This is a genomic window from Streptomyces olindensis (assembly GCF_040645895.1).
In the GTDB taxonomy this organism is placed as follows: Bacteria; Actinomycetota; Actinomycetes; order Streptomycetales; family Streptomycetaceae; genus Streptomyces; species Streptomyces olindensis.
Window position 1 is genome coordinate 46,594 of sequence record NZ_JBEYZD010000003.1, and the last position, 25,153, is coordinate 71,746.

At 71.7% G+C, this 25,153-nt stretch carries 26 protein-coding genes; 9 read left to right on the forward strand and 17 right to left on the reverse strand.

The genetic code is table 11. The features are described 5' to 3' along the window. Nucleotides 1-41: 41 nt before the first annotated feature. The 4 genes from ABZ948_RS02320 to hisI form a co-directional block, all read right to left on the reverse strand. Nucleotides 42-293 carry an HGxxPAAW family protein gene (locus ABZ948_RS02320; protein ID WP_359756460.1) on the reverse strand — a complete coding sequence of 84 codons (252 nt, stop codon included), beginning with the start codon at nt 291-293 and terminating at the stop codon, nt 42-44. 109 nt (nt 294-402) lie between these two features. Next, nucleotides 403-1,053, reverse strand: a complete 651-nt coding sequence (locus ABZ948_RS02325; RefSeq protein ID WP_359756462.1) for a TIGR02234 family membrane protein — start codon at nt 1,051-1,053, stop codon at nt 403-405. A 41-nt stretch (nt 1,054-1,094) separates the two neighbouring features. Beyond that, nucleotides 1,095-2,576 carry an anthranilate synthase component I gene (locus tag ABZ948_RS02330; protein WP_359756463.1) on the reverse strand — a complete coding sequence of 494 codons (1,482 nt, stop codon included), beginning with the start codon at nt 2,574-2,576 and terminating at the stop codon, nt 1,095-1,097. Between the two features lie 11 nt (nt 2,577-2,587). Next, nucleotides 2,588-2,986, reverse strand: a complete 399-nt coding sequence (hisI, locus tag ABZ948_RS02335; protein WP_359756464.1) for a phosphoribosyl-AMP cyclohydrolase — start codon at nt 2,984-2,986, stop codon at nt 2,588-2,590. A gap of 120 nt (nt 2,987-3,106) precedes the next feature. Between hisI and ABZ948_RS02340 the strand changes: the two genes are divergently transcribed. Beyond that, the gene (locus tag ABZ948_RS02340) at nt 3,107-3,742 is read left to right on the forward strand and encodes a TIGR03085 family metal-binding protein (protein ID WP_031115711.1); all 636 of its coding nucleotides are present in this window, start codon (nt 3,107-3,109) and stop codon (nt 3,740-3,742) included. 57 nt (nt 3,743-3,799) lie between these two features. On the opposite strand, the gene hisF is transcribed toward ABZ948_RS02340, so the two are convergent. The 8 genes from hisF to hisD are packed head-to-tail and all read right to left on the reverse strand — an operon-like array spanning nt 3,800 to nt 9,507. Further along, nucleotides 3,800-4,555: an imidazole glycerol phosphate synthase subunit HisF gene (gene hisF, locus ABZ948_RS02345; protein ID WP_359756465.1), complete on the reverse strand. Its 756-nt coding sequence runs from the start codon at nt 4,553-4,555 to the stop codon at nt 3,800-3,802. Then, complete coding sequence (locus tag ABZ948_RS02350; RefSeq protein WP_359756467.1) at nt 4,555-4,953, reverse strand: RidA family protein; 399 nt, start codon at nt 4,951-4,953, stop codon at nt 4,555-4,557. The genes hisF and ABZ948_RS02350 overlap by 1 nt, the downstream gene beginning before the upstream one ends. Beyond that, nucleotides 4,950-5,675 carry a bifunctional 1-(5-phosphoribosyl)-5-((5-phosphoribosylamino)methylideneamino)imidazole-4-carboxamide isomerase/phosphoribosylanthranilate isomerase PriA gene (gene priA / locus ABZ948_RS02355; protein WP_359756469.1) on the reverse strand — a complete coding sequence of 242 codons (726 nt, stop codon included), beginning with the start codon at nt 5,673-5,675 and terminating at the stop codon, nt 4,950-4,952. Before priA ends, ABZ948_RS02350 begins: the two co-directional genes overlap by 4 nt. Further along, entirely contained in the window at nt 5,672-6,316 is a 645-nt protein-coding gene (hisH, locus tag ABZ948_RS02360; protein WP_389614040.1) for an imidazole glycerol phosphate synthase subunit HisH, read from the reverse strand. The genes priA and hisH overlap by 4 nt, the downstream gene beginning before the upstream one ends. Next, on the reverse strand, nt 6,313-6,477 hold the full coding sequence (locus ABZ948_RS02365; protein ID WP_359756472.1) for a CG2302 family histidine operon protein: 165 nt from the start codon (nt 6,475-6,477) through the stop codon (nt 6,313-6,315). Before ABZ948_RS02365 ends, hisH begins: the two co-directional genes overlap by 4 nt. Continuing rightward, nucleotides 6,474-7,067: an imidazoleglycerol-phosphate dehydratase HisB gene (gene hisB / locus ABZ948_RS02370; protein ID WP_030932889.1), complete on the reverse strand. Its 594-nt coding sequence runs from the start codon at nt 7,065-7,067 to the stop codon at nt 6,474-6,476. Before hisB ends, ABZ948_RS02365 begins: the two co-directional genes overlap by 4 nt. Further along, nucleotides 7,064-8,185 (reverse strand): histidinol-phosphate transaminase, encoded by a 1,122-nt coding sequence (locus ABZ948_RS02375; protein ID WP_359756474.1) that lies wholly within the window; start codon nt 8,183-8,185, stop codon nt 7,064-7,066. Before ABZ948_RS02375 ends, hisB begins: the two co-directional genes overlap by 4 nt. Beyond that, the gene (gene hisD, locus ABZ948_RS02380) at nt 8,182-9,507 is read right to left on the reverse strand and encodes a histidinol dehydrogenase (protein WP_359756476.1); all 1,326 of its coding nucleotides are present in this window, start codon (nt 9,505-9,507) and stop codon (nt 8,182-8,184) included. Before hisD ends, ABZ948_RS02375 begins: the two co-directional genes overlap by 4 nt. 177 nt (nt 9,508-9,684) lie before the next feature. On the opposite strand from hisD, the gene ABZ948_RS02385 reads away from it, so the two are divergent. The 4 genes from ABZ948_RS02385 to ybaK all read left to right on the forward strand — a co-directional run bounded on the left by ABZ948_RS02385 (nt 9,685) and on the right by ybaK (nt 13,690). After that, on the forward strand, nt 9,685-11,262 hold the full coding sequence (locus tag ABZ948_RS02385; RefSeq protein WP_359756478.1) for an oxidoreductase: 1,578 nt from the start codon (nt 9,685-9,687) through the stop codon (nt 11,260-11,262). A gap of 121 nt (nt 11,263-11,383) precedes the next feature. Further along, on the forward strand, nt 11,384-12,415 hold the full coding sequence (locus ABZ948_RS02390) for a hypothetical protein (protein ID WP_359756480.1): 1,032 nt from the start codon (nt 11,384-11,386) through the stop codon (nt 12,413-12,415). Nucleotides 12,416-12,426: 11 nt separating this feature from the next. Then, nucleotides 12,427-13,167: an LON peptidase substrate-binding domain-containing protein gene (locus ABZ948_RS02395; RefSeq protein WP_031115723.1), complete on the forward strand. Its 741-nt coding sequence runs from the start codon at nt 12,427-12,429 to the stop codon at nt 13,165-13,167. 22 nt (nt 13,168-13,189) lie between these two features. Then, nucleotides 13,190-13,690 (forward strand): Cys-tRNA(Pro) deacylase, encoded by a 501-nt coding sequence (gene ybaK / locus ABZ948_RS02400; protein ID WP_359756483.1) that lies wholly within the window; start codon nt 13,190-13,192, stop codon nt 13,688-13,690. A gap of 102 nt (nt 13,691-13,792) precedes the next feature. On the opposite strand, the gene ABZ948_RS02405 is transcribed toward ybaK, so the two are convergent. From ABZ948_RS02405 to ABZ948_RS02420, 4 genes are all read right to left on the reverse strand, one after another. Beyond that, the gene (locus ABZ948_RS02405) at nt 13,793-14,488 is read right to left on the reverse strand and encodes an AAA family ATPase (RefSeq protein WP_359756485.1); all 696 of its coding nucleotides are present in this window, start codon (nt 14,486-14,488) and stop codon (nt 13,793-13,795) included. A gap of 56 nt (nt 14,489-14,544) precedes the next feature. Then, nucleotides 14,545-15,366 carry an ABC transporter permease gene (locus ABZ948_RS02410; RefSeq protein WP_359756487.1) on the reverse strand — a complete coding sequence of 274 codons (822 nt, stop codon included), beginning with the start codon at nt 15,364-15,366 and terminating at the stop codon, nt 14,545-14,547. 121 nt (nt 15,367-15,487) lie between these two features. Continuing rightward, a complete protein-coding gene (locus tag ABZ948_RS02415) occupies nt 15,488-16,462 on the reverse strand; it encodes an ABC transporter ATP-binding protein (RefSeq protein ID WP_359756489.1) in 975 nt (324 codons plus the stop codon). A 123-nt stretch (nt 16,463-16,585) separates the two neighbouring features. Further along, on the reverse strand, nt 16,586-17,797 hold the full coding sequence (locus ABZ948_RS02420; RefSeq protein WP_359756491.1) for an NYN domain-containing protein: 1,212 nt from the start codon (nt 17,795-17,797) through the stop codon (nt 16,586-16,588). A gap of 222 nt (nt 17,798-18,019) precedes the next feature. Between ABZ948_RS02420 and ABZ948_RS02425 the strand changes: the two genes are divergently transcribed. Next, nucleotides 18,020-18,184, forward strand: coding sequence for a hypothetical protein (locus ABZ948_RS02425; RefSeq protein ID WP_359756493.1), 165 nt, complete (start codon nt 18,020-18,022; stop codon nt 18,182-18,184). A 104-nt stretch (nt 18,185-18,288) separates the two neighbouring features. Here the strand turns inward: ABZ948_RS02425 and dnaE are convergent, their stop codons facing one another. After that, nucleotides 18,289-21,828 carry a DNA polymerase III subunit alpha gene (gene dnaE, locus ABZ948_RS02430; RefSeq protein WP_359756495.1) on the reverse strand — a complete coding sequence of 1,180 codons (3,540 nt, stop codon included), beginning with the start codon at nt 21,826-21,828 and terminating at the stop codon, nt 18,289-18,291. Between the two features lie 218 nt (nt 21,829-22,046). On the opposite strand from dnaE, the gene ABZ948_RS02435 reads away from it, so the two are divergent. From ABZ948_RS02435 to ABZ948_RS02445, 3 genes are all read left to right on the forward strand, one after another. After that, nucleotides 22,047-23,375 carry a DUF2252 domain-containing protein gene (locus tag ABZ948_RS02435; protein WP_359756497.1) on the forward strand — a complete coding sequence of 443 codons (1,329 nt, stop codon included), beginning with the start codon at nt 22,047-22,049 and terminating at the stop codon, nt 23,373-23,375. A gap of 83 nt (nt 23,376-23,458) precedes the next feature. Next, nucleotides 23,459-24,154, forward strand: a complete 696-nt coding sequence (locus tag ABZ948_RS02440; protein WP_359756499.1) for a cytochrome P450 family protein — start codon at nt 23,459-23,461, stop codon at nt 24,152-24,154. A 130-nt stretch (nt 24,155-24,284) separates the two neighbouring features. Then, nucleotides 24,285-25,094: a thioredoxin domain-containing protein gene (locus tag ABZ948_RS02445; RefSeq protein ID WP_359756501.1), complete on the forward strand. Its 810-nt coding sequence runs from the start codon at nt 24,285-24,287 to the stop codon at nt 25,092-25,094. The last annotated feature ends 59 nt before the right edge of the window (nt 25,095-25,153 follow it).

Here is a 25,153-nt window from a genome sequence, read left to right on the forward strand (position 1 = left end):
TGCCGGCCGCCCCTCGGCGACAACCCGGTGGTCCGCCGGGATCAGCCCTCGGCGCGGGCCGGCTCGCGGTCGCCCGTCATCTTGTGCGGCGCGTGCAGTTCCTTGGGCTGGCCGAGGCCCATCATCCGCATGATGCCGCCGACGACACCGCCGAGCACCACGACGACCATGCCCGCCCAGAAGCCCGCCGGCTGGTCCATCACCATGAACGCGCCCGCGACGCAGAAACCGATGAAGGCGATCGTGACACCGGTCCAGGCGGCCGGGGTGTGACCGTGGCTGCTGCCCGCCATTGCTTGCTCCTCGTTGCTGTGTGCGTGTCTGAGCAGGACGCTCGGGCCCATTGTCCCGCACGCGCGCGTGCGGGGTGAGCGGGGGTGGTCCGGCGCTCCCCCGGGTGGCTCAGGCCCCGGTCGGGTCCTCGCCCCGGTCGAGTGCCTTCCACAGGTCCTCGGGCCGGTCGGGGTCGACGGCGGGAGCCTTGCGGCGGGGCTGGGGCGCGCCGCCGCGCTCGTAGCGGCCGGACATCGCGGGCCACAGCCGGCCGTAGCGCAGGGCGAGCAGCCCGGCCAGCAGGAGCAGGACACCGCCGACGGCCGCGACGTACGGCCAGGCGGTGTGGCTGAGGGCGTCGACGGAGGCGGAGGTGTCGCCGGAGGCCTGGGCGGCCTTCTCGTCGAGGGCGGAGCTGTCGGAGGCGCCGAGCAGGGCGGCGGCGACGGTGCCCGCGCCGGAGAGCGCCAGCAGCACGGCCACGACGACCCGGCCGGCCCGGCGGACGGCGAAGACGGCGACGAGCGCGGCGAGGCCCACTATGGCGAGCGCCGCGGGGACGCCCGTGACGTCGCTGCCCTGGGCGGTCAGGGGGAACGCGCCGCCGGCCACCGTCGCGGTGCCCTCCGACCACTGCTGCCGGGTGGCGAGCAGGGCCACGGCCGCGCCGAGCGCGCCGCACAGCAGCGCGACGGCGAGGCTCAGACGGCCGGCGCGGGCGGATCCGGTGGATCCGGCGGCCTCGGAACGGGGGTGAGGTACAGCAGTCACGTACCCCACTATCGCCTGAACCCCGGGCGAACCGTCACCCGGGGTGCATCTCAGGCCTTTCCCAGCCGGTTCGCCGTGTGCACGGCCCGCAGGACGGCCGCCGCCTTGTTGCGGCACTCGGTGTCCTCGGCGACCGGGTCGGAGTCGGCGACGATGCCCGCCCCGGCCTGCACGTAGGCGGTGCCGTCGCGCAGGAGGGCGGTGCGGATGGCGATGGCCGTGTCGGAGTCGCCGGCGAAGTCGAGGTAGCCGACGCAGCCGCCGTACAGGCCGCGCCGGGACGGCTCCAGTTCGTCGATGATCTGCATGGCGCGGGGCTTCGGGGCGCCGGAGAGGGTGCCGGCCGGGAAGCAGGCGGTGAGGACGTCGAAGGCCGTGCGCCCGGCGGCCACGCGGCCCGTCACCGTCGAGACGATGTGCATGACGTGCGAGTACCGCTCGATGGACATGAAGTCGACGACCTCGACGGAGCCGGGCTCGCAGACCCGCCCCAGGTCGTTGCGCCCCAGGTCGACGAGCATGAGGTGCTCGGCGCGCTCCTTGGGGTCGGCGAGCAGCTCGTCGGCGAGGGCCTGGTCCTCCTGCGGGGTGGCGCCGCGCCAGCGGGTGCCGGCGATGGGGTGGACCATGGCCCGGCCGTCCTCGACCTTGACCAGGGCCTCCGGGGAGGAGCCGACGACGTCGAATCCGTCGAAGCGGAACAGGTACATGTACGGGGACGGGTTGGTGGCCCGCAGCACCCGGTAAACGTCCAGCGCGCTCGCCGTGCAGGGCGTCTCGAAGCGCTGGGAGGGGACCACCTGGAAGGCCTCGCCGGCCCGGATGCGCTCCTTGATGTCCTCGACGGCCTCCTGGAAGTCGGGGCCGCCCCACAGCGCCGTGTACGCGGGCAGCTCGGAGGGCGGGAGGACGGCCGGGGGCTGGGCGACCGGGCGGGAGAGGTCGGCCTGCATGGCGTCGAGCCGGGCGACGGCGTCGGCGTGGGCCTCGTCGACGCCGGTCTCCAGGTCGTTGTGGTTGATCGCGTTGGCGATCAGCAGGACCGAGCCCTCCCAGTGGTCCATGACGGCGAGGTCGCTGGTGAGGAGCATGGTCAGCTCGGGCAGCTTCAGGTCGTCCCGCTCGCCGGGGCCGATCTTCTCCAGGCGGCGGACGATGTCGTAGCCGAGGTAGCCGACCATGCCGCCGGTGAAGGGCGGCATGCCCTCCTGGTGGGGGGTGTGCAGCGCCTCGATGGTGGCGCGCAGGGCGGCGAGGGGGTCGCCGTCGGTGGGGACGCCGACGGGCGGGGCGCCGAGCCAGTGGGCCTGGCCGTCGCGCGCGGTGAGCGTGGCGGCGCTGCGGACTCCCACGAACGAGTACCGGGACCACGAGCGGCCGTTCTCCGCGGACTCCAGCAGGAACGTGCCGGGGCGCTCGGCGGCGAGCTTGCGGTAGAGCGCCACCGGCGTGTCGCCGTCGGCGAGGAGCTTGCGGGTGACCGGGATGACCCGCCGGTCGGTGGCGAGCTTGCGGAACGTCTCGAGGTCCATGGCGGCTGACCTTACTGATCCGGGGCGGAGACGTCGGAGCCGCCGTCGTCCTTGAGGAGGACGTCCTCGTCGAAGCAGGTGCGGGCGCCGGTGTGGCAGGCGGCGCCGACCTGGTCGACCTTGACGAGCACGGTGTCGGCGTCGCAGTCCAGGGCGACGGACTTCACCCACTGGAAGTGGCCGGAGGTGTCGCCCTTGACCCAGTACTCCCGGCGGCTGCGGGACCAGTACGTGCACCGGCCGGTGGTGAGGGTGCGGTGCAGGGCCTCGTCGTCCATCCAGCCCAGCATGAGCACCTCTCCGGTGTCGTACTGCTGGGCGATGGCGGGCAGGAGGCCGTCGGCGCTGCGCTTGAGGCGGGCGGCGATCTCCGGGGCGAGGCGGCTGGGCCGGGCGGGCGTGCTGGTCATGCCGACCATTGTGCCGCGCGCCATTGACGGCGCAGGCGCGGTGTCCACTGGGCGGACCGGCCCGGACCGGGAACGGCAGGTCCGCTGGGCGGACCCGGGGGGCGGTCGTAGGCTGACTCCATGTCGACCCATGCCAAGCGTGAACGACTTCTCCTCGCCGACCTGTTGGAGACCGCGGGCCCGGACGCGCCCACCCTGTGCGAGGGCTGGACGACCCGGGACCTCGCCGCCCACGTGGTGGTGCGCGAGCGCCGCCCGGACGCCGCCGGGGGAATACTGATCAAGCAGCTCGCGCCGCGTCTGGACCGGGTGATGGCGGAGTACACGGACAAGCCGTACGAGGAGCTGATCCAGCTGATCCGTACGGGCCCGCCGCGTTTCTCGCCCTTCTCGCTCAAGCCGGTCGACGAGATGTCGAACATCATCGAGTTCTACGTCCACACGGAGGACGTCCGGCGCGCCCAGCCCGACTGGTCCCCGCGCGAGCTCGACCCGGTCTTCCAGGACGCCCTGTGGTCCCGCCTGGAGCGGACCGCCCGCCTGATGGGCCGCGGCGTCCCGACGGGCCTGGTCCTGCGGCGTCCCGACGGCCAGACGGCGGTCGCGCAGCGCGGCACACCGGTGGTCACGGTCACCGGCGAGCCGTCGGAGCTGGTCCTGTTCTCCTACGGCCGCCAGAGCGCGGCCAAGGTCGACCTGGACGGCGACGAGAACGCGATCGCGAAGCTGCACGAGACGAAGCAGCTCGGGATCTGAGGCGGGCACGAAGCAGCCCCGGCCGCGACGGGCGACCGGGGCTCCACCGCGCGGGTGTCACCGCACGGGGTGGCCGGCCTGGCTCAGGGTCTCCTTGACCTGGCCGATCCGCAGGTCCCCGAAGTGGAACACCGACGCGGCCAGCACCGCGTCCGCGCCCGCCTCGATGGCCGGCGGGAAGTCCGTCAGCCTGCCCGCGCCGCCCGAGGCGATGACCGGGACGGTGACGTGCTTGCGTACGGCCCGGATCATCTCCAGGTCGTAGCCGTCCTTGGTGCCGTCGGCGTCCATGGAGTTGAGCAGGATCTCGCCGGCGCCCAGTTCTGCGGCCCGGTGGGCCCACTCGACGGCGTCGATGCCGGTGCCCTTGCGGCCGCCGTGGGTGGTGACCTCGAAGGAGCCCGACTCGGTGCGGCGGGCGTCGACCGAGAGGACCAGGACCTGGCGGCCGAAGCGTTCGGCGATCTCGCGGATCAGGTCGGGGCGGGCGATGGCGGCGGTGTTGACGCCGACCTTGTCCGCGCCCGCCCTCAGCAGCTTGTCGACGTCCTCGGCGGTGCGCACGCCGCCGCCGACGGTGAGCGGGATGAACACCTGCTCGGCCGTGCGGCGCACGACGTCGTAGGTCGTCTCGCGGTTGCCCGACGAGGCGGTGATGTCGAGGAACGTCAGCTCGTCGGCGCCCTCGGCGTCGTACACCTTGGCCATCTCGACGGGGTCGCCCGCGTCGCGCAGGTTCTGGAAGTTGACGCCCTTGACGACCCGGCCGTTGTCCACGTCCAGGCAGGGGATGACTCGGACCGCCAGGGTCATCAGGTCACGGCTCCTCTGAATGCTTCGATTTCCACCGACACCAGCACGCGCGGGTCGACGAATCCCTCCACCACCAGGAAGGTCGCGACCGGGCGCACGGTGTCGAACAGCTCCTTGTGGGCGCGGCCCACCTCGTCCAGATCCCGCGAGTGCGCCAGGTGGACGCGCGTGCGGATCACCGACCCGGCGCCGAGCCCGAACTCGGCGATCGCGTCGAGCGCGCTGGTGAAGGCCACCTTCGCCTGCTCGTACGGGTCGCCCTCCCCGTACAGCACGTCGCCCTTGAAGGACGTGGTGCCCGCCACCAGCACGTGGTCGCCCGCCGCGACGGCGCGTGCAAAACCGAAGGACTCTTCCCAGGGACTTCCGCTCTGCACACGCCGCACGGCATCGCTCATGACGACACAGCCTCCAAGGCCTCTTCCAGGGTGAACGCCTTCGCGTACAGCGCCTTCCCTACGATCGCGCCCTCGACACCGAGGGGCACGAGGCCGGCGAGGGCCCGGAGGTCGTCCAGCGAGGAGACGCCGCCGGAGGCCACGACGGGGCGGTCGGTGGCCGCGCAGACGTTCTTCAGCAGTTCCAGGTTGGGGCCCTGGAGCGTGCCGTCCTTGGCGATGTCCGTGACGACGTACCGGGCGCAGCCCTCCTTGTCGAGGCGCTCCAGCGTCTCGTAGAGGTCGCCGCCGTCGCGGGTCCAGCCACGGCCGCGCAGGGTGGTGCCCCGGACGTCCAGGCCGACGGCGATCTTGTCGCCGTGCTCGGCGATGACCCCGGCGACCCACTCGGGGGTCTCCAGGGCGGCCGTGCCGAGGTTGACGCGGGTGCAGCCGGTGGCGAGGGCGGCGGCGAGGGTGTCGTCGTCGCGGATGCCGCCGGACAGCTCCACCTTGATGTCCATCGCCTTCGCGACCTCGGCGATCAGCTCGCGGTTGTTCCCGGTGCCGAACGCGGCGTCCAGGTCGACCAGGTGCAGCCACTCGGCGCCGGAGCGCTGCCAGGCGAGGGCGGCCTCCAGGGGGGAGCCGTAGGAGGTCTCCGTGCCGGACTCGCCGTGGACGAGGCGGACGGCCTGGCCGTCGCGGACGTCGACGGCGGGGAGGAGTTCGAGCTTGCTCACAGGGTTCCGATCCAGTTGGTGAGGAGCTGGGCTCCGGCGTCGCCGGACTTCTCGGGGTGGAACTGCGTGGCCCACAGGGCGCCGTTCTCGACGGCCGCGACGAACGGCTTGCCGTGGGTGGACCAGGTGACCTTGGGGGCCTCCATGGCGGGGTTGTGCGTCTCCAGCGACCAGTCGTGGACGGCGTAGGAGTGCACGAAGTAGAAGCGCGCGTCGGCGTCCAGGCCGGCGAACAGCTGCGAGCCGGGCGCCACGTCCACGGTGTTCCAGCCCATGTGGGGCACGATCTCGGCCTGGAGCGGCTCGACGGAGCCGGGCCACTCGTCGAGGCCCTCGCTCTCCACGCCGTGCTCGATGCCGCGGGCGAAGAGGATCTGCATGCCGACGCAGATGCCCATGACCGGGCGGCCGCCGGAGAGGCGGCGGTCGACGATCCAGTCGCCGCGTGCCTCGCGCAGGCCCTTCATGCAGGAGGCGAAGGCGCCGACGCCGGGCACGAGCAGCCCGTCGGCGTTCATGGCCTTGTCGTAGTCACGGGTTATCTCGACGTCGGCTCCCGCCCGGGCGAGGGCCCGCTCGGCGGAGCGGACGTTGCCGAAGCCGTAGTCGAAGACGACGACGCTCTTGCGGGGGGCGCTCAATTCCACACCTCCAGCCTCATGACGCCGGCCAGCAGGCACATGGCGGCGCCGATCGACAGCAGGACGATCAGGCCCTTGGGCATCTTCTGCTTGACGAAGGAGTAGATCCCGCCGACGAGGAACAGGCCGACGACGATCAGCAGGGTCGAGGTGCCGTTCACAGGGCGCCCTTCGTGGAGGGGAGGATGCCGGCCGCGCGCGGGTCGCGCTCGGAGGCGTACCGCAGGGCCCGCGCGAGCGCCTTGAACTGGCACTCCACGATGTGGTGCGCGTTGCGCCCGTAGGGCACGTGCACGTGCAGCGCGATCTGGGCCTGGGCCACGAAGGACTCCAGGATGTGCCGGGTCATGGTGGTGTCGTACTCGCCGATCATCGGCGCCATGTTCTCGGGCTCGGTGTGCACGAGGTAGGGGCGGCCGGAGAGGTCGACGGTGACCTGGGCCAGGGACTCGTCCAGCGGGACCGTGCAGTTGCCGAAGCGGTAGATGCCGACCTTGTCGCCGAGGGCCTGCTTGAAGGCGGCGCCGAGGGCGAGGGCGGTGTCCTCGATGGTGTGGTGCGAGTCGATGTGCAGGTCGCCCTCGGTCTTCACGGTCAGGTCGAACAGACCGTGGCGGCCGAGCTGGTCGAGCATGTGGTCGTAGAAGCCGACGCCTGTCGACACGTCGACCTTTCCGGACCCGTCGAGGTCTATCTCGACGAGCACCGACGTCTCCTTGGTGACTCGCTCCACGCGTCCCACGCGGCTCATGTGCTCTGCTCCTTCTTCAGTTCACGGACCGCGTCGAGGAACGCGTCGTTCTCTTCGGGGGTTCCGGCGGACACCCGCAGCCAGCCCGGAATGCCGTTGTCCCGGACCAGGACGCCCCGGTCGAGGATCTTCCGCCAGGCCGTGTGCGCGCCGCCCTCGCCGTCGAATCGCCCGAACTGCACGAAGTTGGCGTCGGACTCGACGACCTCGTAGCCGGTCGCGCGCAGTTCGGTGACCAGACGGTCCCGCTCGGCCTTGAGCTGCTCGACGTAGCCCAGCAGCGTGCCGGTGTGCTCCAGGGCGGCCAGGGCGGTCGCCTGGGTGACGGCCGACAGGTGGTAGGGCAGCCGGACCAGCTGGACGGCGTCGACGACGGCCGGGTGCGCGGCGAGGTAGCCGAGGCGCAGGCCCGCCGCGCCGAACGCCTTCGACATCGTGCGGGAGATGACGAGGTGGGGGCGGCCGTCCAGCAGCGGCAGCAGCGAGTCGCCGTGGCTGAACTCGATGTACGCCTCGTCCACCACAACCATCGACGGCTTCGCCGCCTGCGCGGCCTCGTACAGCGCGAGGACCGTCTCGGGCGGGACCGCGTTGCCCGTGGGGTTGTTGGGGGTGGTGATGAACACGACGTCCGGCCGGCTCTCGGCGATGGCCTTCTCGGCGGCGGCGAGGTCGATCGTGAAGTCGTCGTTGCGGGGCCCGGAGATCCAGCCCGTGCCGGTGCCGCGCGCGATGAGCGCGTGCATCGAGTACGACGGCTCGAAGCCGATCGCGGTGCGGCCCGGCCCGCCGAAGGTCTGCAGCAGCTGCTGGATGACCTCGTTGGAGCCGTTCGCCGCCCAGACGTTCGCGAGGCCGACCTGGTACCCGGACGTCGTCGTCAGGTACTCGGCGAGCTTCGTGCGCAGCTCGACCGCGTCCCGGTCCGGGTAGCGGTTGAGGTCGCGGGCCGCCGCACGGACCCGCTCGGCGATGCGTTCGACCAGCGGCTCGGGCAGCGGGTAGGGGTTCTCGTTGGTGTTCAGCCGTACGGGGACGTCCAGCTGGGGCGCGCCGTAGGGGGACTTGCCGCGCAGCTCGTCCCGTACGGGGAGATCGTCGATGCGTACGTCGCTCACTTGCCCTGCGGAACCTTCCAGTCGAACCTCGCCTTGATCGCCGCGCCGTGGGCCGGCAGGTCCTCCGCCTCGGCCAGCGTGACCACGTGGTGCGCGACCTCGGCCAACGCGTCCTTCGTGTAGTCGACGATGTGGATGCCGCGCAGGAAGGACTGGACGGACAGGCCGGAGGAGTGGCAGGCGCAGCCGCCCGTGGGCAGGACGTGGTTGGAGCCGGCCGCGTAGTCGCCGAGGGAGACCGGGGCCCAGGGGCCGATGAAGATCGCGCCGGCGTTCTTCACCCGGTCGGCCAGTGCGGCGGCGTCGGCCGTCTGGATCTCCAGGTGCTCGGCGCCGTACGCGTCGACCACCTTCAGACCCTCGTCCATGCCGTCGACCAGGACGATCGCGGACTGCCTGCCGGACAGGGCCGGGACGATCCGGTCGTCGACGTGCCGGGTCGCGGCGACCTGCGGCTCCAGCTCCTTCTCCACCGCGTCCGCGAGCTCCACGGAGTCCGTGACCAGGACGGCGGCGGCCAGCGGGTCGTGCTCGGCCTGGCTGATCAGGTCGGAGGCGACGTGCACCGGGTCGGCGGTGTCGTCGGCGAGGACCGCGATCTCGGTCGGGCCCGCCTCAGCGTCGATGCCGATCTTGCCGGTGAAGTAGCGCTTGGCGGCGGCGACCCAGATGTTGCCGGGGCCGGTGACCATGTTCGCGGGCGGGCAGGACTCGGTGCCGTGGGCGAACATCGCGACGGCCGTGGCGCCGCCGGCCGCGTACACCTCGTCGACGCCGAGCAGGGCGCAGGCGGCGAGGATCGTCGGGTGCGGCAGGCCGCCGAACTCGGCCTGGGCCGGGGAGGCGAGCGCGATGGACTCGACGCCGGCCTCCTGGGCGGGCACCACGTTCATGATCACGGAGGACGGGTACACCGACCGGCCGCCGGGCGCGTACAGTCCGACCCGCTCGACCGGCACCCACTTCTCGGTCACGGAGCCGCCGGGCACGACCTGCGTGGTGTGCGGGGAGCGGCGCTGCTCGCGGTGGACGATCCGGGCGCGGCGGATGGACTCCTCCAGGGCCGCGCGCACGGCCGGGTCGAGCTCCTCGAGCGCGCGCGTGAGCGCGGCGGCCGGCACCCGCACCTGGTCCAGCCGGACCCCGTCGAACCGCTCGGCGTACTCGATCAGCGCCGCGTCGCCCCGATGATGCACGTCCTCGCAGATCGGACGCACCTTCTCCAGGGCGGCCGATACGTCGAACTCGGCTCGGGGCAGCAGGTCACGCAGGGCGGGGCCCTCGGGAAGGGCGTCGCCGCGCAGATCGATTCGGGAGATCACGTGCTCAATTCTCTCAGACCCGGGTGAGGCATCGTCCGCGCGTATCAATGGCTGATACAGAGTGTCGCCGACTCCGGAAGATCCCCTTCACCCAGTGCTTTCGGGGCATCACGCAGCGGGCATGAACAGTTGTACGAAGAACCCAACCGGCGAGTATCCGGGGAGGAAGGAAGAGCTGTGACCGAGGGGGCCGGCGTGCGCGCCGGAGATCTGCCCGACGACCTGACCGCGGCCGAGGCCGGCATGTGGCAGGCCTTCCGCAACGGCACGGTGTACGACCTGAGCAGCGGCGACACCGTGGTGGACGATCCGCACGGCGGCCACCCGTGGGGCGCGGAGCGGACCGTGCGGGCCCGGATCGTGTGCTGGCTGCTGCTCGACGGCCCGCCCGCCCTGGCCGGCCGGGTGTCGTCGCTGAAGCTGGTCGGTGTGCAGGTCAGCGGCTCGCTGGACCTCGCGGGCGGCCAGGTGGTGCCGTACGTCGAGATGCGCCAGTGCCGGTTCGAGCAGGACGTGCTGCTGCCGGAGGCCCGCTTCACGACCGTACGGATGGTGGACTGCTCGGTGCCGCGGCTGGAGGCGGCCCGGGTGCACACCGAGGGCGATCTGCACCTGCCGCGCTGCCGCTTCCACCGCGGCATCCGGCTCACGGACGCGCAGATCGGCACGGACCTGATGCTCAACCAGGCGATCGTGCACCGCGACCGCAGCGGCCGGTCGATCGCCGCGGACGGCATGACCGTCGGGCAGGACTTACAGGCGGAGCTGCTGGAGTCGCACGGCGAGCTGAGCCTGCGCGCCGCGACCATCGGCGTCTCCCTGAGTCTGCGCGGGGCGCGCCTGGCCAATCCCTACGAGCGGCTCGCGCTGAACGCCCCGCAGCTGACCGTCGAGCGCAGCCTGTACCTCACCCCGGCGGGCGTCGGCGCCCAGGCGATGAGCGGCATGACCCCGGCGCGCGGGACCCGGATACAGCGCTTCGAGTGCGAGGGCGGGATCCGGCTGGACGACGGGCGGTTCGGCGACGCCGTCGACTTCGAGCGGGCCCGGTTCACCCTCACGGACGACCAGGAGCTGTCGCTGCGCCGGGTGCAGACGCCGGAGCTGCGCTTCCTCGGGGAGCCTCCGGCGCGCGGGCGGGTGGTGCTGTCGGGCGCGAAGGTCATCAACCTGATGGACCGGGCCGACGCCTGGCCCGGCCCCGGGCGGCTGCACATGGGCGGTTTCACGTACGAGAACCTCGTGCCGCGCGGGCCGTTCCCGCTGGCCGAGCGGCTGGACTGGGTGGCGGCGGCGACCGCCGAGTACAACCCGGAGCCGTACGAGCGGCTGGCGGCCGTGCTGCGGGCCGGCGGGGAGGACGAGGACGCCCGGGAGGTGCTGCTCGCCAAGCAGCGCCGGCACCGCGAGAGCCTGCCGCTCGCCGCCAAGCTGTGGGGCTACGCGCAGGACTGGACGGTCGCCTACGGGTACCGGCCGGGCCGGGCGGCCGTGTGGATGGCGGTGCTGTGGGCGGCGGGCTCGCTGGCGTTCGCGCAGGCCGGCCACCCACCGCTGAAGCGGGGCGAGCATCCGGAGTGGAACCCCACGCTCTTCACCCTCGATCTGCTGCTGCCGGTCATCGACCTGGGCCAGGTGGGCTTCTGGCAGCTGCGCGGGGGCTGGCAGTGGCTGGCGACGGCGATGATCCTGCTGGGCTGGATCCTGGCGACGACGGTGGCGGCGGGGGCGACGCGGCTGCTGCGGCGCAACTGATGGTGCTGCTGTGACTGTAGTTGTTGAACTGTCACATCTTTACGCTCTCTTGACCATCGGGCGTACAACTTTCCGGAGGTTCGATGAACCCTCTGGCGCCGCCGTGACCAGCGGTCTTTCAATGGTCGGCACCATGGCAATGCAGCTGCCGTTCATCCGCGCGAGCCGGATGACAAGGACCGCTCCCCACCCCGTCGGCGAGCCGTGCACCGACGACGAGGTGCTGCTCGACGCGCCCGACGCGCGACTGAGCCCGGCGCTGGTCGCCGCCGCCCGGGGCGATCATGGACCTGCCGCGGGGCTGCTCCTGGCCACCCGCGCGGCAGGCGAGTGGGAGCGGCGCGACCGCTACGTGACCCGGCTGGCCGCCTTCGCCCGCTCGCGCCCCGAGTGGCTGGACGCCTGGCTCGCCACCGCCCCGCAGGACCCCGACGCGCTGCTGGTCGGGGCGCAGCTGGCGGTGGACCGCGCCTGGCAGTCACCGGCCCGGGCGGAGGCGCTGCGCGAGGTCAGTCCGCTGATCACGGCGGCGGCCCGGGGCGACCAGCGGGACCCGGTGCCGTGGCGGCTCGCGCTCGACCACGCCCGGGGCGCGCAGGCCGGGCACACCTACTTCGAGGAGCTGTGGGCGGCGGCCGTGCGCCGGGCCCCGCACCACTACGGCTGCCATGTGGCGGCGCTGCGCTACCTGGCCACGTACTGGCACGGCTCGCACCACGAGTGCTTCGACTTCGCCGACCGGGCCGCGCAGGACGCGCCCGCCGACGCGCTCGTCCAGGCGCTCGGGGTGCGGGCGGCCTTCGGCTACCTCACCGACAGCTGTGGGCCCGAGGTGCCGCGCGAGCGGCTGGACGCGGCCGTCGACCGGGCGATCGCGCTGTCCCCGCTGCTCCCGGCGACCGACCCCTGGCCCGCCCGGATGCGGAACCTGCTCATCTACGTCCTGGTGCGGCTGGAACGCTGGCCGGACGCCGCCGAACAGCTGCGTCTGAACGGCCCGTACGCCACCTCTTTCCCCTGGGACCAGGTGTCGGAGGATCCGCTCGGCCACTTCCTCCGGGTGCGCGACGACGTCCGGGCCGCGGCGGCCGGTGAGCCGTCCGGGCATCCACGGAGTGAACGGGGCGGACGAGTCCGCTCCGGCGACCATTAGGCTTTTGCGTCGTGACCACCGTCCGGCTCCCCCTCTTCCCCCTGAACTCGGTGCTGTTCCCGGGGCTCGTGCTCCCGCTCAACGTCTTCGAGGAGCGGTATCGCGCCATGATGCGCGAGCTGTTGAAGACGCCGGAGGACGAGCCGCGCCGGTTCGCCGTCGTGGCGATCCGTGACGGCCACGAGGTGGCTCCCAGCGCGCCCGGCATGCCCGACCCGACGGCCGTGCCCGAGCGGGGGCCCGCGGCCGGTTTCGGCGCGGACCCGGCGAAGGCGTTCCACAAGGTGGGCTGCATCGCGGACGCGGCGACGATCCGGGAGCGCACCGACGGCTCCTTCGAGGTGCTGGCGACGGGCACGACCCGGGTGAAGCTGCTGTCGGTCGAGGCGTCGGGTCCCTTCCTGACGGCCGAGCTGGAGCCGCTGGCGGAGGAGCCGGGGGACGAGGCGGCGCCGCTGGCCGAGGGGGTGCTGCGGTCGTTCCGCCAGTACCAGAAGCGGCTGGCGGGCGCGCGGGAACGGTCCCTGACGACCGGCGCCGATCTGCCCGACGAGCCGGGCGTGGTGTCGTACCTCGTGGCGGCGGCGATGATGCTGGACACGCCGACCAAGCAGCGCCTGCTCCAGGCGCCCGACACGGCGTCCCGCCTGCGCGACGAGCTGAAAGTCCTTCGCTCCGAGACGGCGATCATCCGTAGTCTGCCGTCATTGCCCGCGTCGGAGCTGACGCGCGGCCCGATGAGCCTCAACTGACCGGCCCGAGCGAGCGGATCGCATGGCGAAGAAGTCGAAGAAGCAGCAGTCCGGCGGCACACCCGCGACCGTGGCCCTCACGGCGGCGGGGGCGGAGTACACGGTCCACTCCTACGAGCACGACCCCGCCCATCCGTCCTACGGCGAGGAGGCGGCCGAGGCGATGGGCGTCTCCCCGGACCGCGTCTTCAAGACCCTGGTCGCGGACGTCGACGGCGCGTTGACGGTGGCGGTGGTCCCGGTGGCGGGCCAGCTGGACCTGAAGGCCCTCGCGGCGGCGGTGGGCGGCAAGCGCGCGACGATGGCCGACCCGGCCCTGGCGGAGCGCACGACGGGTTACGTCCGGGGCGGCATCTCACCCCTGGGCCAGCGCAAGAAGCTCCCGACGGTCCTGGACGCCTCGGCCTCGGCCCACACGACGATCTGCGTGTCGGCGGGGAGGAGGGGGCTGGAGGTGGAGCTGGCGCCGGAGACCCTGACCAAGCTGACGGAAGCGACCCTGGCGCCGATCGGACGCGCCTAGCCTGCGGGCAATCGTGCCGCCAAGGGCGGCACGGGTGGGCGCAGGCGGCACCCCGTACCGCCGGGCTGCGGATCCACCCGGCCCCAGCACCCACACCGGGTTCTAAGCAGCCGGCTGTGACGGATACGCCCCGTGCTCGAACTCCGGCTCGGGATCCCGCGGCCCGAACAACGCCGTGAGCCCCAGGTGCAGCACCAGCGCGGCGAGCGGCCAGGCCAGCAGCGCCCCCTTCGCGCCCAGCTTCAACGGCGCCGAGAACGTCACGCCCTTGCCCACCTCGCGCGCGTGCGCGACCACGTCCTCCGCGGGCCCGAGCCACACGCCGAGCCGCCAGGCCAGCAACGACCCGAGCAGCCCGCCGAGCGCGAGACCCACCACCAGCGGCACACCCCCGCGCCGCCGCAGCAGGAAGACCACGAGCGCGCTCACGACCCCGAACCCCAGCCCGAGCAGGGTGAACGTGCCGTCCACCCCCACGGCCTGCTCCCCCTCGGTGTCCTTGAGGTAGACGACCCAGGAGCCCTCCGCCACGTCACCGACCAGCGGCACGTGCGGCGCGAGCCACCACCACAGCAGGCCCAGCAGCACCCCACCGAGCGCCACGGCCAGGGCGACCACACCGGCCTCCCGCACTTCCGTCTTCATGCCGGGGCCGTCCTGTCCGTACCAGCCGTGCGCGTACTCGGCGTACTCGGCCTGCTGGGACCCGGGAGCCGCAGCCCCGGGCGCCGCGGCCGGCGGCTGCCACGGACCCTGTGCGGAACGTTCATGCGGTGGCGGAGTCAGTGGTGCGGTCACCCTGCCATCGTGCCAGGCCCGCCTGTGCCCCGCGTCACCGGACGATCCCTCCCCGCTCATCGGACGGCCGCCCGACGGTAGGCCCAGGTCGCCACGGCCAGCGACACGACTCCCACGACCCCGCACACGGCCAGGTCGCCGAGGACGAACGCCCAGTCGGGATCCGGCCCGAACGTGCGCGCGAAGGCCTCCACGCCGTAGGTCGAGGGCAGCAGGTCCCGCGCGAAGCGGACCACCTCCGGCATCCGGTCCGCCGGCAGCACGCCCAGCAGCAGCGCCGCCGACATGCCCAGCTGCCCGAGCAGCGTGGCCAGCTCCGGCCGGGGCGCGAGCAGCCCGAGCGCCGCCCCCAGCCCGGCGAGCGCGGCGCCCGCCAGCGGGATCACGGCCATCAGGATCCACAGGTGGGCCAGCGGCAGCCCGAACAGCACACTGCCGGACACCGCCGTCACGACGGTCCCCGGCACCGTGAACGACGCGTACGCGCCCGCCGCGCCGAGCACCACCGCCGCGGGCGGCACCGGCAGGGTCGCGTAGTGGTCGAGCCCGCCGCTGGCCCGCAGCTGACCGAAGTACTGCGCGAGCAGGTTCAGCGCCACGAAGGCGACGACCAGCACCGACGATCCGGCGACGACGGCCTGCGCCTCCGCCCCGTCGTCGACGACCCCGCGCATCAGGATCATGATCCCGATCGACTGGAACGTCGCCACGAACAGCAGCGGGATCCGCGCGACCCGCGCCCGGGACAGCTGCGCCCGGTACACGGCCGCCAGCGACGGCCACAGCCGCGCCCGAGGTCCGAGTTCGGCCGCGCCCGCGGCGGGCTCCTCCGCGGCCAGGGCACTGCCCGGCAGGACATCGGCGGGTACGACACTCACGTCGCGCTGCTCCCCTTCGTCGGGTCCACTGCGGCAGTCGCCCTGTTCGGTACGTACACGGCGGCCCAGGTACTCACGTCCGTCATGCTCCCCACCCCCGCGCTCGGGGCCTTCGTCCTTCTCACGCCTTCACCAGCCCCTGCTGCGCGGCACCGCCCAGGGCCAGGTACACGTCCTCCAGGCTCGGCGTGGCCAGCGTGAAGTCGTCCAGGGCGGCGAAGGCGGCCCCGCCGGTGACGGTGGCGACGACCGCCCGGGCCTCCTCGGGCCCGAGCCGGAGCGTCCAGCGGCGGCCCGACTCCACGGCCCGGTCCCGCAGCGCGGCCACCTCCGGCACGTGCAGCGGCGCCGCGTCCCGCCACACCAGGTCGACGCGCACCTCACCGGCGACCTGTTCCTTCAGCCCGGCCGGGGTGTCGCAGGCGATCACCCGCCCCCGGTCCATGACGGCCACCCGGTCCAGCACGGTCTCGGCCTCGATGACGTTGTGGGTGACGAGCAGCACGGTCGTCCCGCGCTCGGCCCGCCGCCGGTCGACCGCGGACCACACGGCCCGCCGCGCCACCGGGTCCATGCCGGTGGTGGGCTCGTCCAGCACGAGCAGCGGCCGCTCCCCCACCAGCGCCGCGGCGAAGCACGCCAGGCGCCGCTGACCCCCGGAGAGCTTCTTCAGCGGCCGCCCGGCCAGCGGTGTGAGCCCCAGCTCGGCGAGGACGTCGTCCCGCTCGGCCCGCGCCCGCCGGACGTCCAGGCCGCGCAGCCGCCCGGTGGTCTCGGCGGCGAGCGACACGGTCAGTTCGTCGAGGGCGGTCGACTCCTGCCCGAGGTAGGCGAGGATGCGCGCGGCCCGCTCCGGGTGGCGCACGATGTCGTGTCCGAGGATCTCCACGCTGCCGTGGTCGGGCCGCATCAGCCCGGTGAGCTGTCGTACGAGGGTGGACTTGCCGGCGCCGTTCGGCCCGAGCAGGCCGAAGATCTCGCCGCGGCGGATGTCCAGCCGTACGTCGTCCGTGGCCCGGACCTCGGGGGTACCGGGCGTGCCGCGCCGGCCGCGTACCGCCGGATAGGTCTTGGTCAGCCCGCGCACGGCGCACACGACGTCACCATCGTGCCGAAATGCCTGTGCCGCGCGCGTACTCACAAGGGACGAGACTACGGGGTCGGCGGCCCCGGTCCGCCCTCGGGTCGGTACGGGGCCGGAAATCCGGCGGCAAAGTCCTCAGTCGCCGACCGGGGCGTGCTCCACGCCCGTGCGCACGCCGATCTCCTTCCAGAAGCCGGCCCGGATGGCGTACCGGTCGCGTTCGTCGATCTGGTCGTCCTTGTGGGCGAGCAGGCCGAAGCGGGCGGCGTAGCGCAGCAGCTCCCCGTCGACGCGGTGCGGGATGCGCGGGTACATCCCGGAGAGTTTCTGCAGGTGGCTCTGGTCGCCGAGGCGTTCCACCCAGCGCCGGGCGAAGACCTGCCCCACCTCGTAGGGGTCGCCGCCGACGGTGGTGATGTCCTCCTCGCGGTCCGCCCACCGCTGCTCGGCGGTGGTCAGCTGGGCGAGCGTCGGCATCGAGGCGGCCTCGGGGGGCTCGACCGGGGGCCGGTCGACCCAGCCTTTGTCGGAGGACCACCGGAGGGTGGCGGAGGCGGGGGGCTGGGCGGGCTGGGTGCCGGGGGCGCGCAGGGCGGCCAGGTCTTTGGGCGTGGGGACCCCTTTGGCGGCGGGCACCCGCTCCTCGCTGCCGTTCTGCCCGGGGCCGGGCACCGGGTGCGGGGGCTGCGGGGCGGGCCGCTCGGGCGGCGCGGAGAGGGCGGAGTCGGGCAGCGGCGCGGAGAGGATCGCGGCGATCTCGGGCCGGGGCGCGGGCTGCGGGGCGCACACGCCGGTGTGCTCCTTGGCACGGACGGCCTTGGTGATCCACGTGCGGTCGAGGACGCGCCGCTCGTCGGCCTCGGCGACGAGGTCCTCGGACTGGTTGTAGTCGCCGTCGGCGGCCTGCACGGCCCACAGGTGGACGGCGACGCCGTGCTCCTTGGCGGCCATCATGCCGGGCAGCAGGTCGCCGTCGCCGGTGACGAGGACGACGTCGGAGCAGGCGCGGTTGCGGGCCAGTTCGGTCAGCTCGGCGTGCATGGCGGCGTCCACGCCCTTCTGCGCCCAGCGGCCGTCGCTGCGGGTCAGCGCGCCCAGCCGGACGGTGACCCGGGGCATCACGCGCAGCCGGCGGTGCTCGGGCTGCGGGACGCGGTCGGGGGCGCCGTCGAACCAGTAGATGCGCAGCAGTGGCTGCTGTGTGTCGGACTCGGCGCGCTCACGCAACCCCTGGATGAGGGCCGTGTGGTCGACGGTGATGCGGGACCGCGAGGGCTCTCCGGCGAGGAGACTCGCCGCGGCTCCCAGCAGATACCCGGCGTCCACCAGGACGATGCAGCGGTCCACGCGACTCACCCTCTTCCCAGGAGGTTTGCTTCGGGCTTGCTTCGAGTCTGCCCGACGGCGCGGAGGTTAACGGCCGGAACTCGATCTTCGGCGTGGCGTTTCGCGCCACCCTGCTCCGACTCCCCCTGTCACGCAGGGTAATTGTCCGACATGCGATCGTTGTCGGCCTGTGTGAATCTGGTCCCGGCCCTGGCCCCTAGATCCCCCACAGGAGGCATCACCATGGCCAAGAACAAGAACCGTGACCGTAAGCAGCAGCGTCCGACCGAGCGCGGTCAGCGAGCGGACCGCCGTCCCACGGCGGAGACGGAGCCCCAGCCCGAGGTCGAGCTGACCCCCGGTGACGTGGCGTCCCGCAAGCGGAAGCGCAGCTTCGGCCACAACTGACGTCTGTGTGACGGGTTGTTGAGACCCAGGCGCATGCACGAGGGGCGTACCCGGGTACCGGGTACGCCCCTCACGCGCATCGAGAGCCGTCCGCGGCTCCCCCGTCATCCCGCCAGGCAGGACGGCCCGAGCAGCACCTTCAGGTCGCCGAAGAGCGCCGGGTCGGGCTTCACCCGGTGCCGGTCCAGGCGGAGCACGGTCGTCTTGGTCGGTCCCTGGAGCTTGATCCGGACCTCGCTGTCGCCCTTGTGGTGGCTGAGGACCTCGCCGAGACGGCTCACCAGCGGCGGCGTGACGCGGGTGGCCGGAATGGTGAGGACCACGGGCGCGTTGGTGCCCGCGTTCGACAGGTCCGGCACCATCAGTTCCATGGCGACGAGCCGCGGCACGTCCTCGCGCTTGTCGAGGCGGCCCTTGACGAACACCACGGCGTCCTCGACGAGTTGGGTCGAGACGAGCTGGTACGTCGCCGGGAAGAACATGCACTCGATCGAGCCGGCGAGGTCCTCGACGGTGGCGATGGCCCAGGCGTTGCCCTGCTTGGTCATCTTGCGCTGCAGGCCCGAGATGATGCCGCCGATGGTCACCACGGAGCCGTCGGAGTAGTCGCCGCCGGTCAGCTGGGAGATGCCCGCGTCGGCCTTGTCGGACAGGATGTGCTCCAGGCCGAACAGCGGGTGGTCGGAGACGTAGAGACCGAGCATCTCCCGCTCCTGCGCGAGCAGATAGGTCTTGTCCCACTCCTCGTCGGTGAACTGCACGTCGAGGCCGAAGCCGGGCTCGCTGCTCTCCTCCTCGCCCATGCCGCCGAAGAGGTCGAACTGCCCCTCGGCCTCCTTGCGCTTGACCGCGACCACGTTGTCGATCATCGGCTCGTACTGCGCGGTGAGGCCCTTGCGGGTGTGGCCCATGGCGTCGAAGGCGCCGGCCTTGATCAGCGACTCGGTGGTGCGCTTGTTGCAGACGACCGCCTCCACCTTGTCGAGGTAGTCCGGGAAGGAGGTGTACTTCCCCTTGGCCTTGCGGCACCTGATGATCGACTCGACCACGTTCGTACCGACGTTGCGGACGGCGGAGAGGCCGAAGAGGATCACGTCGTCGCCCTGGGCCGCGAAGTTCGACATCGACTCGTTGACGTCCGGCGGGAGCACCTTGATGCCCATGCGGCGGCACTCGTTGAGGTAGACGGCCGACTTGTCCTTGTCGTCCTTCACGGACGTCAGGAGCGCGGCCATGTACTCGGCCGGGTGGTTCGCCTTCAGGTACGCCGTCCAGTACGAGACGAGTCCGTACGCGGCGGAGTGCGCCTTGTTGAACGCGTAGCCGGCGAAGGGGACCAGCACGTCCCAGAGGGCCTGGATGGCTTCGTCGCTGTAGCCCTTCTTGCGGGCACCCTCCTGGAAGAGGACGAAGTTCTTCGCCAGCTCCTCGGGCTTCTTCTTGCCCATCACGCGGCGGAGGATGTCGGCCTCGCCGAGCGAGTAGCCGGCGATGATCTGGGCGGCCTTCTGCACCTGCTCCTGGTAGACGATCAGGCCGTAGGTGACGTCCAGGACCTCCTTGAGCGGCTGCTCCAGCTCGGGATGGATGGGCGTGATCTCCTGCTGGCCGTTCTTGCGCAGCGCGTAGTTCGTGTGGGAGTTCATGCCCATGGGGCCCGGGCGGTACAGGGCCGACACGGCGGAGATGTCTTCGAAGTTGTCCGGCTTCATCAGCCGGAGCAGGGAGCGCATGGGGCCGCCGTCGAACTGGAAGACGCCGAGGGTGTCGCCGCGCTGGAGCAGTTCGAAGGTCGTGGGGTCGTCGAGCGGGAGGCTCAGGAGATCGATGTCGATCCCCTTGTTGGACTTCACCATCTTGACGGCGTCGTCCATGATCGTCAGGTTGCGCAGGCCGAGGAAGTCCATCTTCAGCAGGCCGAGCGACTCGCAGCTCGGGTAGTCCCACTGCGTGATGGTCACGCCGTCGGTGTGCCGGACCCAGACGGGCACGTGGTCGGTGATGGTCTCGCTGGACATGATCACGCCGGCGGCGTGCACGCCCATCTGCCGGACCAGGCCCTCGACGCCCTTGGCGGTGTCGATGACCTTCTTCACGTCCGGCTCGTTCTCGTACATCGCCCGGATCTCGCCCGCCTCCGAGTAGCGCGGGTGCTCGGGGTTGGTGATGCCGTCGAGGTTGATGCCCTTGCCCAGGACGTCGGCGGGCATGGCCTTGGTGAGGCGGTCGCCCATCGCGTACGGGTAGCCCAGCACGCGCGCGGAGTCCTTGATCGCGTTCTTGGCCTTGATGGTGCCGTACGTGCCGATCATGGCGACCTTGTCGGCGCCGTACTTCTCCGTCACGTACCGGATCACCTCGACGCGCCGGCGCTCGTCGAAGTCGATGTCGACATCGGGCATGGAGATGCGCTCGGGGTTGAGGAACCGCTCGAAGATCAGGCCGTGCGGGATGGGGTCGAGGTCGGTGATGCCGAGGGCGTAGGCGACGATCGAGCCGGCCGCGGAGCCTCGGCCGGGGCCGACCGCGATGCCCTGCTTCTTCGCCCACATGATGAAGTCGGCGACGACGAGGAAGTAGCCCGGGAAGCCCATCGAGATGATGGTGTCCATCTCGTACTCGACCTGCTTCATGCGGTCGTCCGGGATGCCGTCCGGGAAGCGGCGGTGCATGCCGCGCAGGGTCTCCTCGCGGAACCAGCTGACCTCCGTGTACCCCTCGGGGATGTCGAACTTGGGCATGAGGTCGCGCTTCTCGAACATGCCCGTGGTGTCGACCATCTCGGCGATCAGCCGGGTGTTGGCACAGCCCTCCTGCCAGGCGTCCGAGGAGTCGATGGCGTACATCTCGTCCGTGGACTTCAGGTAGTAGCCGGTGCCGTCGAACCGGAAGCGGTCGGGGTCGGAGAGGTTCTTGCCGGTCTGGATGCACAGCAGGGCGTCGTGGGCGGACGCCTCGTGCGCGTACGTGTAGTGCGAGTCGTTGGTGACCAGCGGGGGGATGCCGAGCTTCTTGGCGATCTCCAGCAGGCCGTCGCGGACGCGGTGCTCGATCTCGATGCCGTGGTCCATCAGCTCCAGGAAGTACCGGTCCTTGCCGAAGATGTCCTGGTAGTCGGCGGCGGCCTTCAGGGCCTCGTCGAAGTGGCCGAGGCGCAGCCGGGTCTGGACCTCGCCGGAGGGGCAGCCGGTGGAGGCGACGATGCCCTCCGACCACTTGGCGATGGTCTCCTTGTCCATCCGGGGCCACTTCTGCAGCCAGCCTTCGGCGTACGCGTCGGAGGAGAGCCGGAAGAGGTTGTGCAGGCCGGTCTTGTTCACCGCCCACATCGTCTTGTGGGTGTAACCACCGGAACCGGAGACGTCGTCCCGCTTCTGGTGCGGCTGGCCCCACTGGATCTTGCGCTTGTTGCGCCGCGACTCGGGCGCGACGTACGCCTCGATGCCGATGATCGGCGTGACCCCGGCCTTCTGCGCGGAGTGGAAGAAGTCGTACGCCCCGTGGAGGTTGCCGTGGTCGGACATGGCGATGTGCGTCATGCCCATCTCGTTGCACGCGTTGAACATGTCCTTCAGCCGCGCGGCACCGTCCAGCAGCGAGTACTGGGTGTGGACGTGCAGGTGCGTGAACGGCGGCTTTGACACGGCTGCGGCCTCCAGAGGAAACATGGGTCGAATGGGGCCCGACAGGCTGCGGACAGTCTGGGGGACAGCGTCGAAGTCTATGCCTCGACACTGACACGCGGAGGGCTGACCCGCGTACCTTCGGGCGAGGGTCGCGGGCACTCCCGCGGGCCGCCACACGTTACGCAGGGGACGGACCAGCCGTCCCCGAGACGCCCTGCACCAGGAGGCACCCAGCGATGTCGTTCCCCCAGCTCAACGGCGAGCAGCGCGGCGACGAGATCCTCGCCGTCTTCGACACCGCCTTCGGCGAGCTCCTGGCCGCCGACCCGGCCGCGTTCCGGGTGAAGTTCCGGAAGATGGCGGCCTCGGCCTTCGCCTTCTACCGGGGTACGGCCTGCCTCTTCTACCGCGACCTCGACCAGGAGGGGATACTCGGCGGTCCGTACCTGGACGACCGCACCTCGCGCGTGTGGATCCACGGCGACCTGCACGCGGAGAACTTCGGCACGTACATGGACGCGAACGGCCGCCTGATCTTCAACGTCAACGACTTCGACGAGGCCTACGTCGGCCCCTTCACCTGGGACCTGCAGCGCTTCGCCGCGTCCATCGCGCTGATCGGGTACGCGAAGGCGCTCAGCGACGAGCAGATCACCGAGCTGGTGCAGATCTACGCGGGCGCCTACCGGGAGCGGATCCACGCCCTCGCGACGGGCGCCAAGAGCGACGAGGTGCCGCCGTTCACGCTGGACACCGCGCAGGGTCCGCTGCTGGACGCGCTGCGTGACGCCCGCTCGCTGACCCGCTTCGGGCTGCTGGACTCGATGACGGAGATCCGCGACTTCGAGCGCCGCTTCGCGGCGGGCGGCGGCTCCGTGGAGCTGGACGCCGCCACCCGCTACAAGGTCCTCGCCGCCTTCGACGGCTATCTGGAGACGCTCCCGGACAGCTCCCTGGCCCGCCCGGACTCCTACCGCGTGAAGGACGTCGTCGGCCGGCGCGGCATCGGCATCGGCTCGGCGGGGCTGCCGTCGTACAACATCCTCCTGGAGGGCCACAGCGACGCCCTGGAGAACGACGTCGTGATCTACATCAAGCAGGCCCAGACCCCGGCGGTCTCCCGGCACATCACGGACCCGTCGATCCGCGACTACTTCCAGCACGAGGGGCACCGCACGGTCATCTCCCAGCGCGCCCTCCAGGCGCACGCCGACCCGTGGCTGGGCTGGACCGAGCTGGACGGCGCGGGCCAGCTGGTCGCCGAGGTCTCGCCGTACGCGGTGGACCTCGACTGGGGCGACATCGACGACCCGGAGGAGATCGCCCAGGTGGTGGCCGACCTCGGCCGGGCGACGGCCACGATGCACTCGGCGGCGGACGACCAGTCCGGCGAGTCCCTGGTGCCGTTCTCCACGGAGCGGGCCATCGACGCGGCGATCGCGGCCGACGAGGACGGCTTCGCGCCGCTGCTGGTCGACTTCGCGCACGGCTACGGCGCACGCGCGCGTGCCGACCACCAGATCTTCGTGGACCTGTTCCGCAACGGCCGGATTCCGGGTCTGTGACGGCGGGTCTGTGACGGAAAGAACCTTCACAGGCATCCTTTAGGGGTCCCTTACAGGCCCCCGTGACAGACTCTTCTCTCGCTATGGACATATCCGGGATCCAGCTCAGAGCCGTACGCGCGGCGCTGTTCACGGCAGTGGTCGTGACGCTCAGCACCGCGTCGCACGTGCTGCTGTCCGGGGCCCCGCTCCCGCTGGGCACGGTGGCCGCGGTCGCCGCCGCCGTGTTCCTGATCGCCTACGCCCTCGCGGGCCGCGAGCGCTCCTTCGGGCGCATCGCGGCCCTGCTGATCCCGCTGGAGCTCGCCGCCGACACGGTGTTCACCACGGGTCAGCACGCCTGTTACGGCCGCGCGGGCGGCCCGGTGGCGGGCCCGCTGCGCTCGGTCGGCCTGGACGTGCTGTGCGGGGGCGGCGAGGTCGGCACCCCGCTGGCCCGCATGGCCGGGGCCACGGGCACGGAGCGCCTCGCGGCCGTGGTCGCCCACGCCGACCCGGCCACCGCCTGGCTGCTGCTCGGCGCGCACATCGGCGTCGGCCTGGTCGCCGCCGTGTGGCTGCGCCGCGGCGAGCGGGCCCTGGCCGAACTGCTGCGGGCGGTGGCGGCGACGTCGTTCCGGCCGCTGCTGCTGGCGGTCGCCGCGGTGACGGCGCGACGGCGACCGGCAGGGCGTCCGCTGCCGCCGCGCGCCGCCGACCGCACGGCCACCGCCCGCGACCTGGTCCTCGCGTACTCCCTGGGACGGCGCGGACCGCCGTGCTCGCCCGCCTTCGCATGAGGCATACGCCTTCGAAGGCCCCCGCCTTCGCTCAGGGCATACGCCTTCGCGCAAGGCGCTTTCGAGCACCGGCAGTCCCCCCTACGTATCCCGCACACGAGTGTGCGCGTCCCCGACGGAGAACATCACCATGAGCAAGAGGAACAGCCAGGCGGCGAAGACGGCGGCCCGTGAGCGGCTGCGCGCCGAGCGCGAGCGCGAGGCCAAGCGGGCGAAGGCCAAGCGGCAGGTCATCGTCGCCTGCTCCATCGTCGGCGTCCTGGCGATAGCCGGCGGCATCGGCTACGCGGTCGTCCAGGCCAACAAGCCGACCCACTGGGAGGCGGTGAAGGACGAGAAGGTCGTCACCCCGGCCAACACCACGGGCACCGACGGCACCACGGTCGTCATCGGCAAGGACTCCGCCAAGAAGACCCTGAAGATCTACGAGGACCCGCGCTGCCCCATCTGCGCCCAGTTCGAGCAGACGGTCGGCCCGACGGTGAAGAAGGACATCGACGACGGCAAGTTCAAGCTGCAGTTCGTCGGCGCCACCTTCATCGACAACAAGGACAACGGGGAGGGCTCCAAGAACGCGCTGAGCGCCCTGGGCGCCGCGCTGAACGTGAGCGACACGGCGTTCCTCGACTACAAGGCCGCGCTGTACTCGGCGAAGTGGCACCCGGAGGAGACGACCGACAAGTTCAAGGACGACAGCTACCTCATCAAGGTCGCGGACACCGTCCCCGAGCTGAAGGACAACAAGAAGTTCCAGGACGCGGTCGAGAAGGGCACCTACGACGCCTGGGCGATGGCCATGTCCAAGACCTTCGACGACAACAAGGACGGCGTGCAGGGCACCCCGGCCTTCGTCATGGACGGCAAGGAGCTGAACGGCGGCAACCCGCTGATGACGGTGGACGACTTCAACCGGGTGGTGGGCGAGGCCCTCAAGAAGTGACGGCAGGTCAGGGACCGGCCGGCATGTGAAGAGCGGGCGAACTTCCTTCAGTTCGCCCG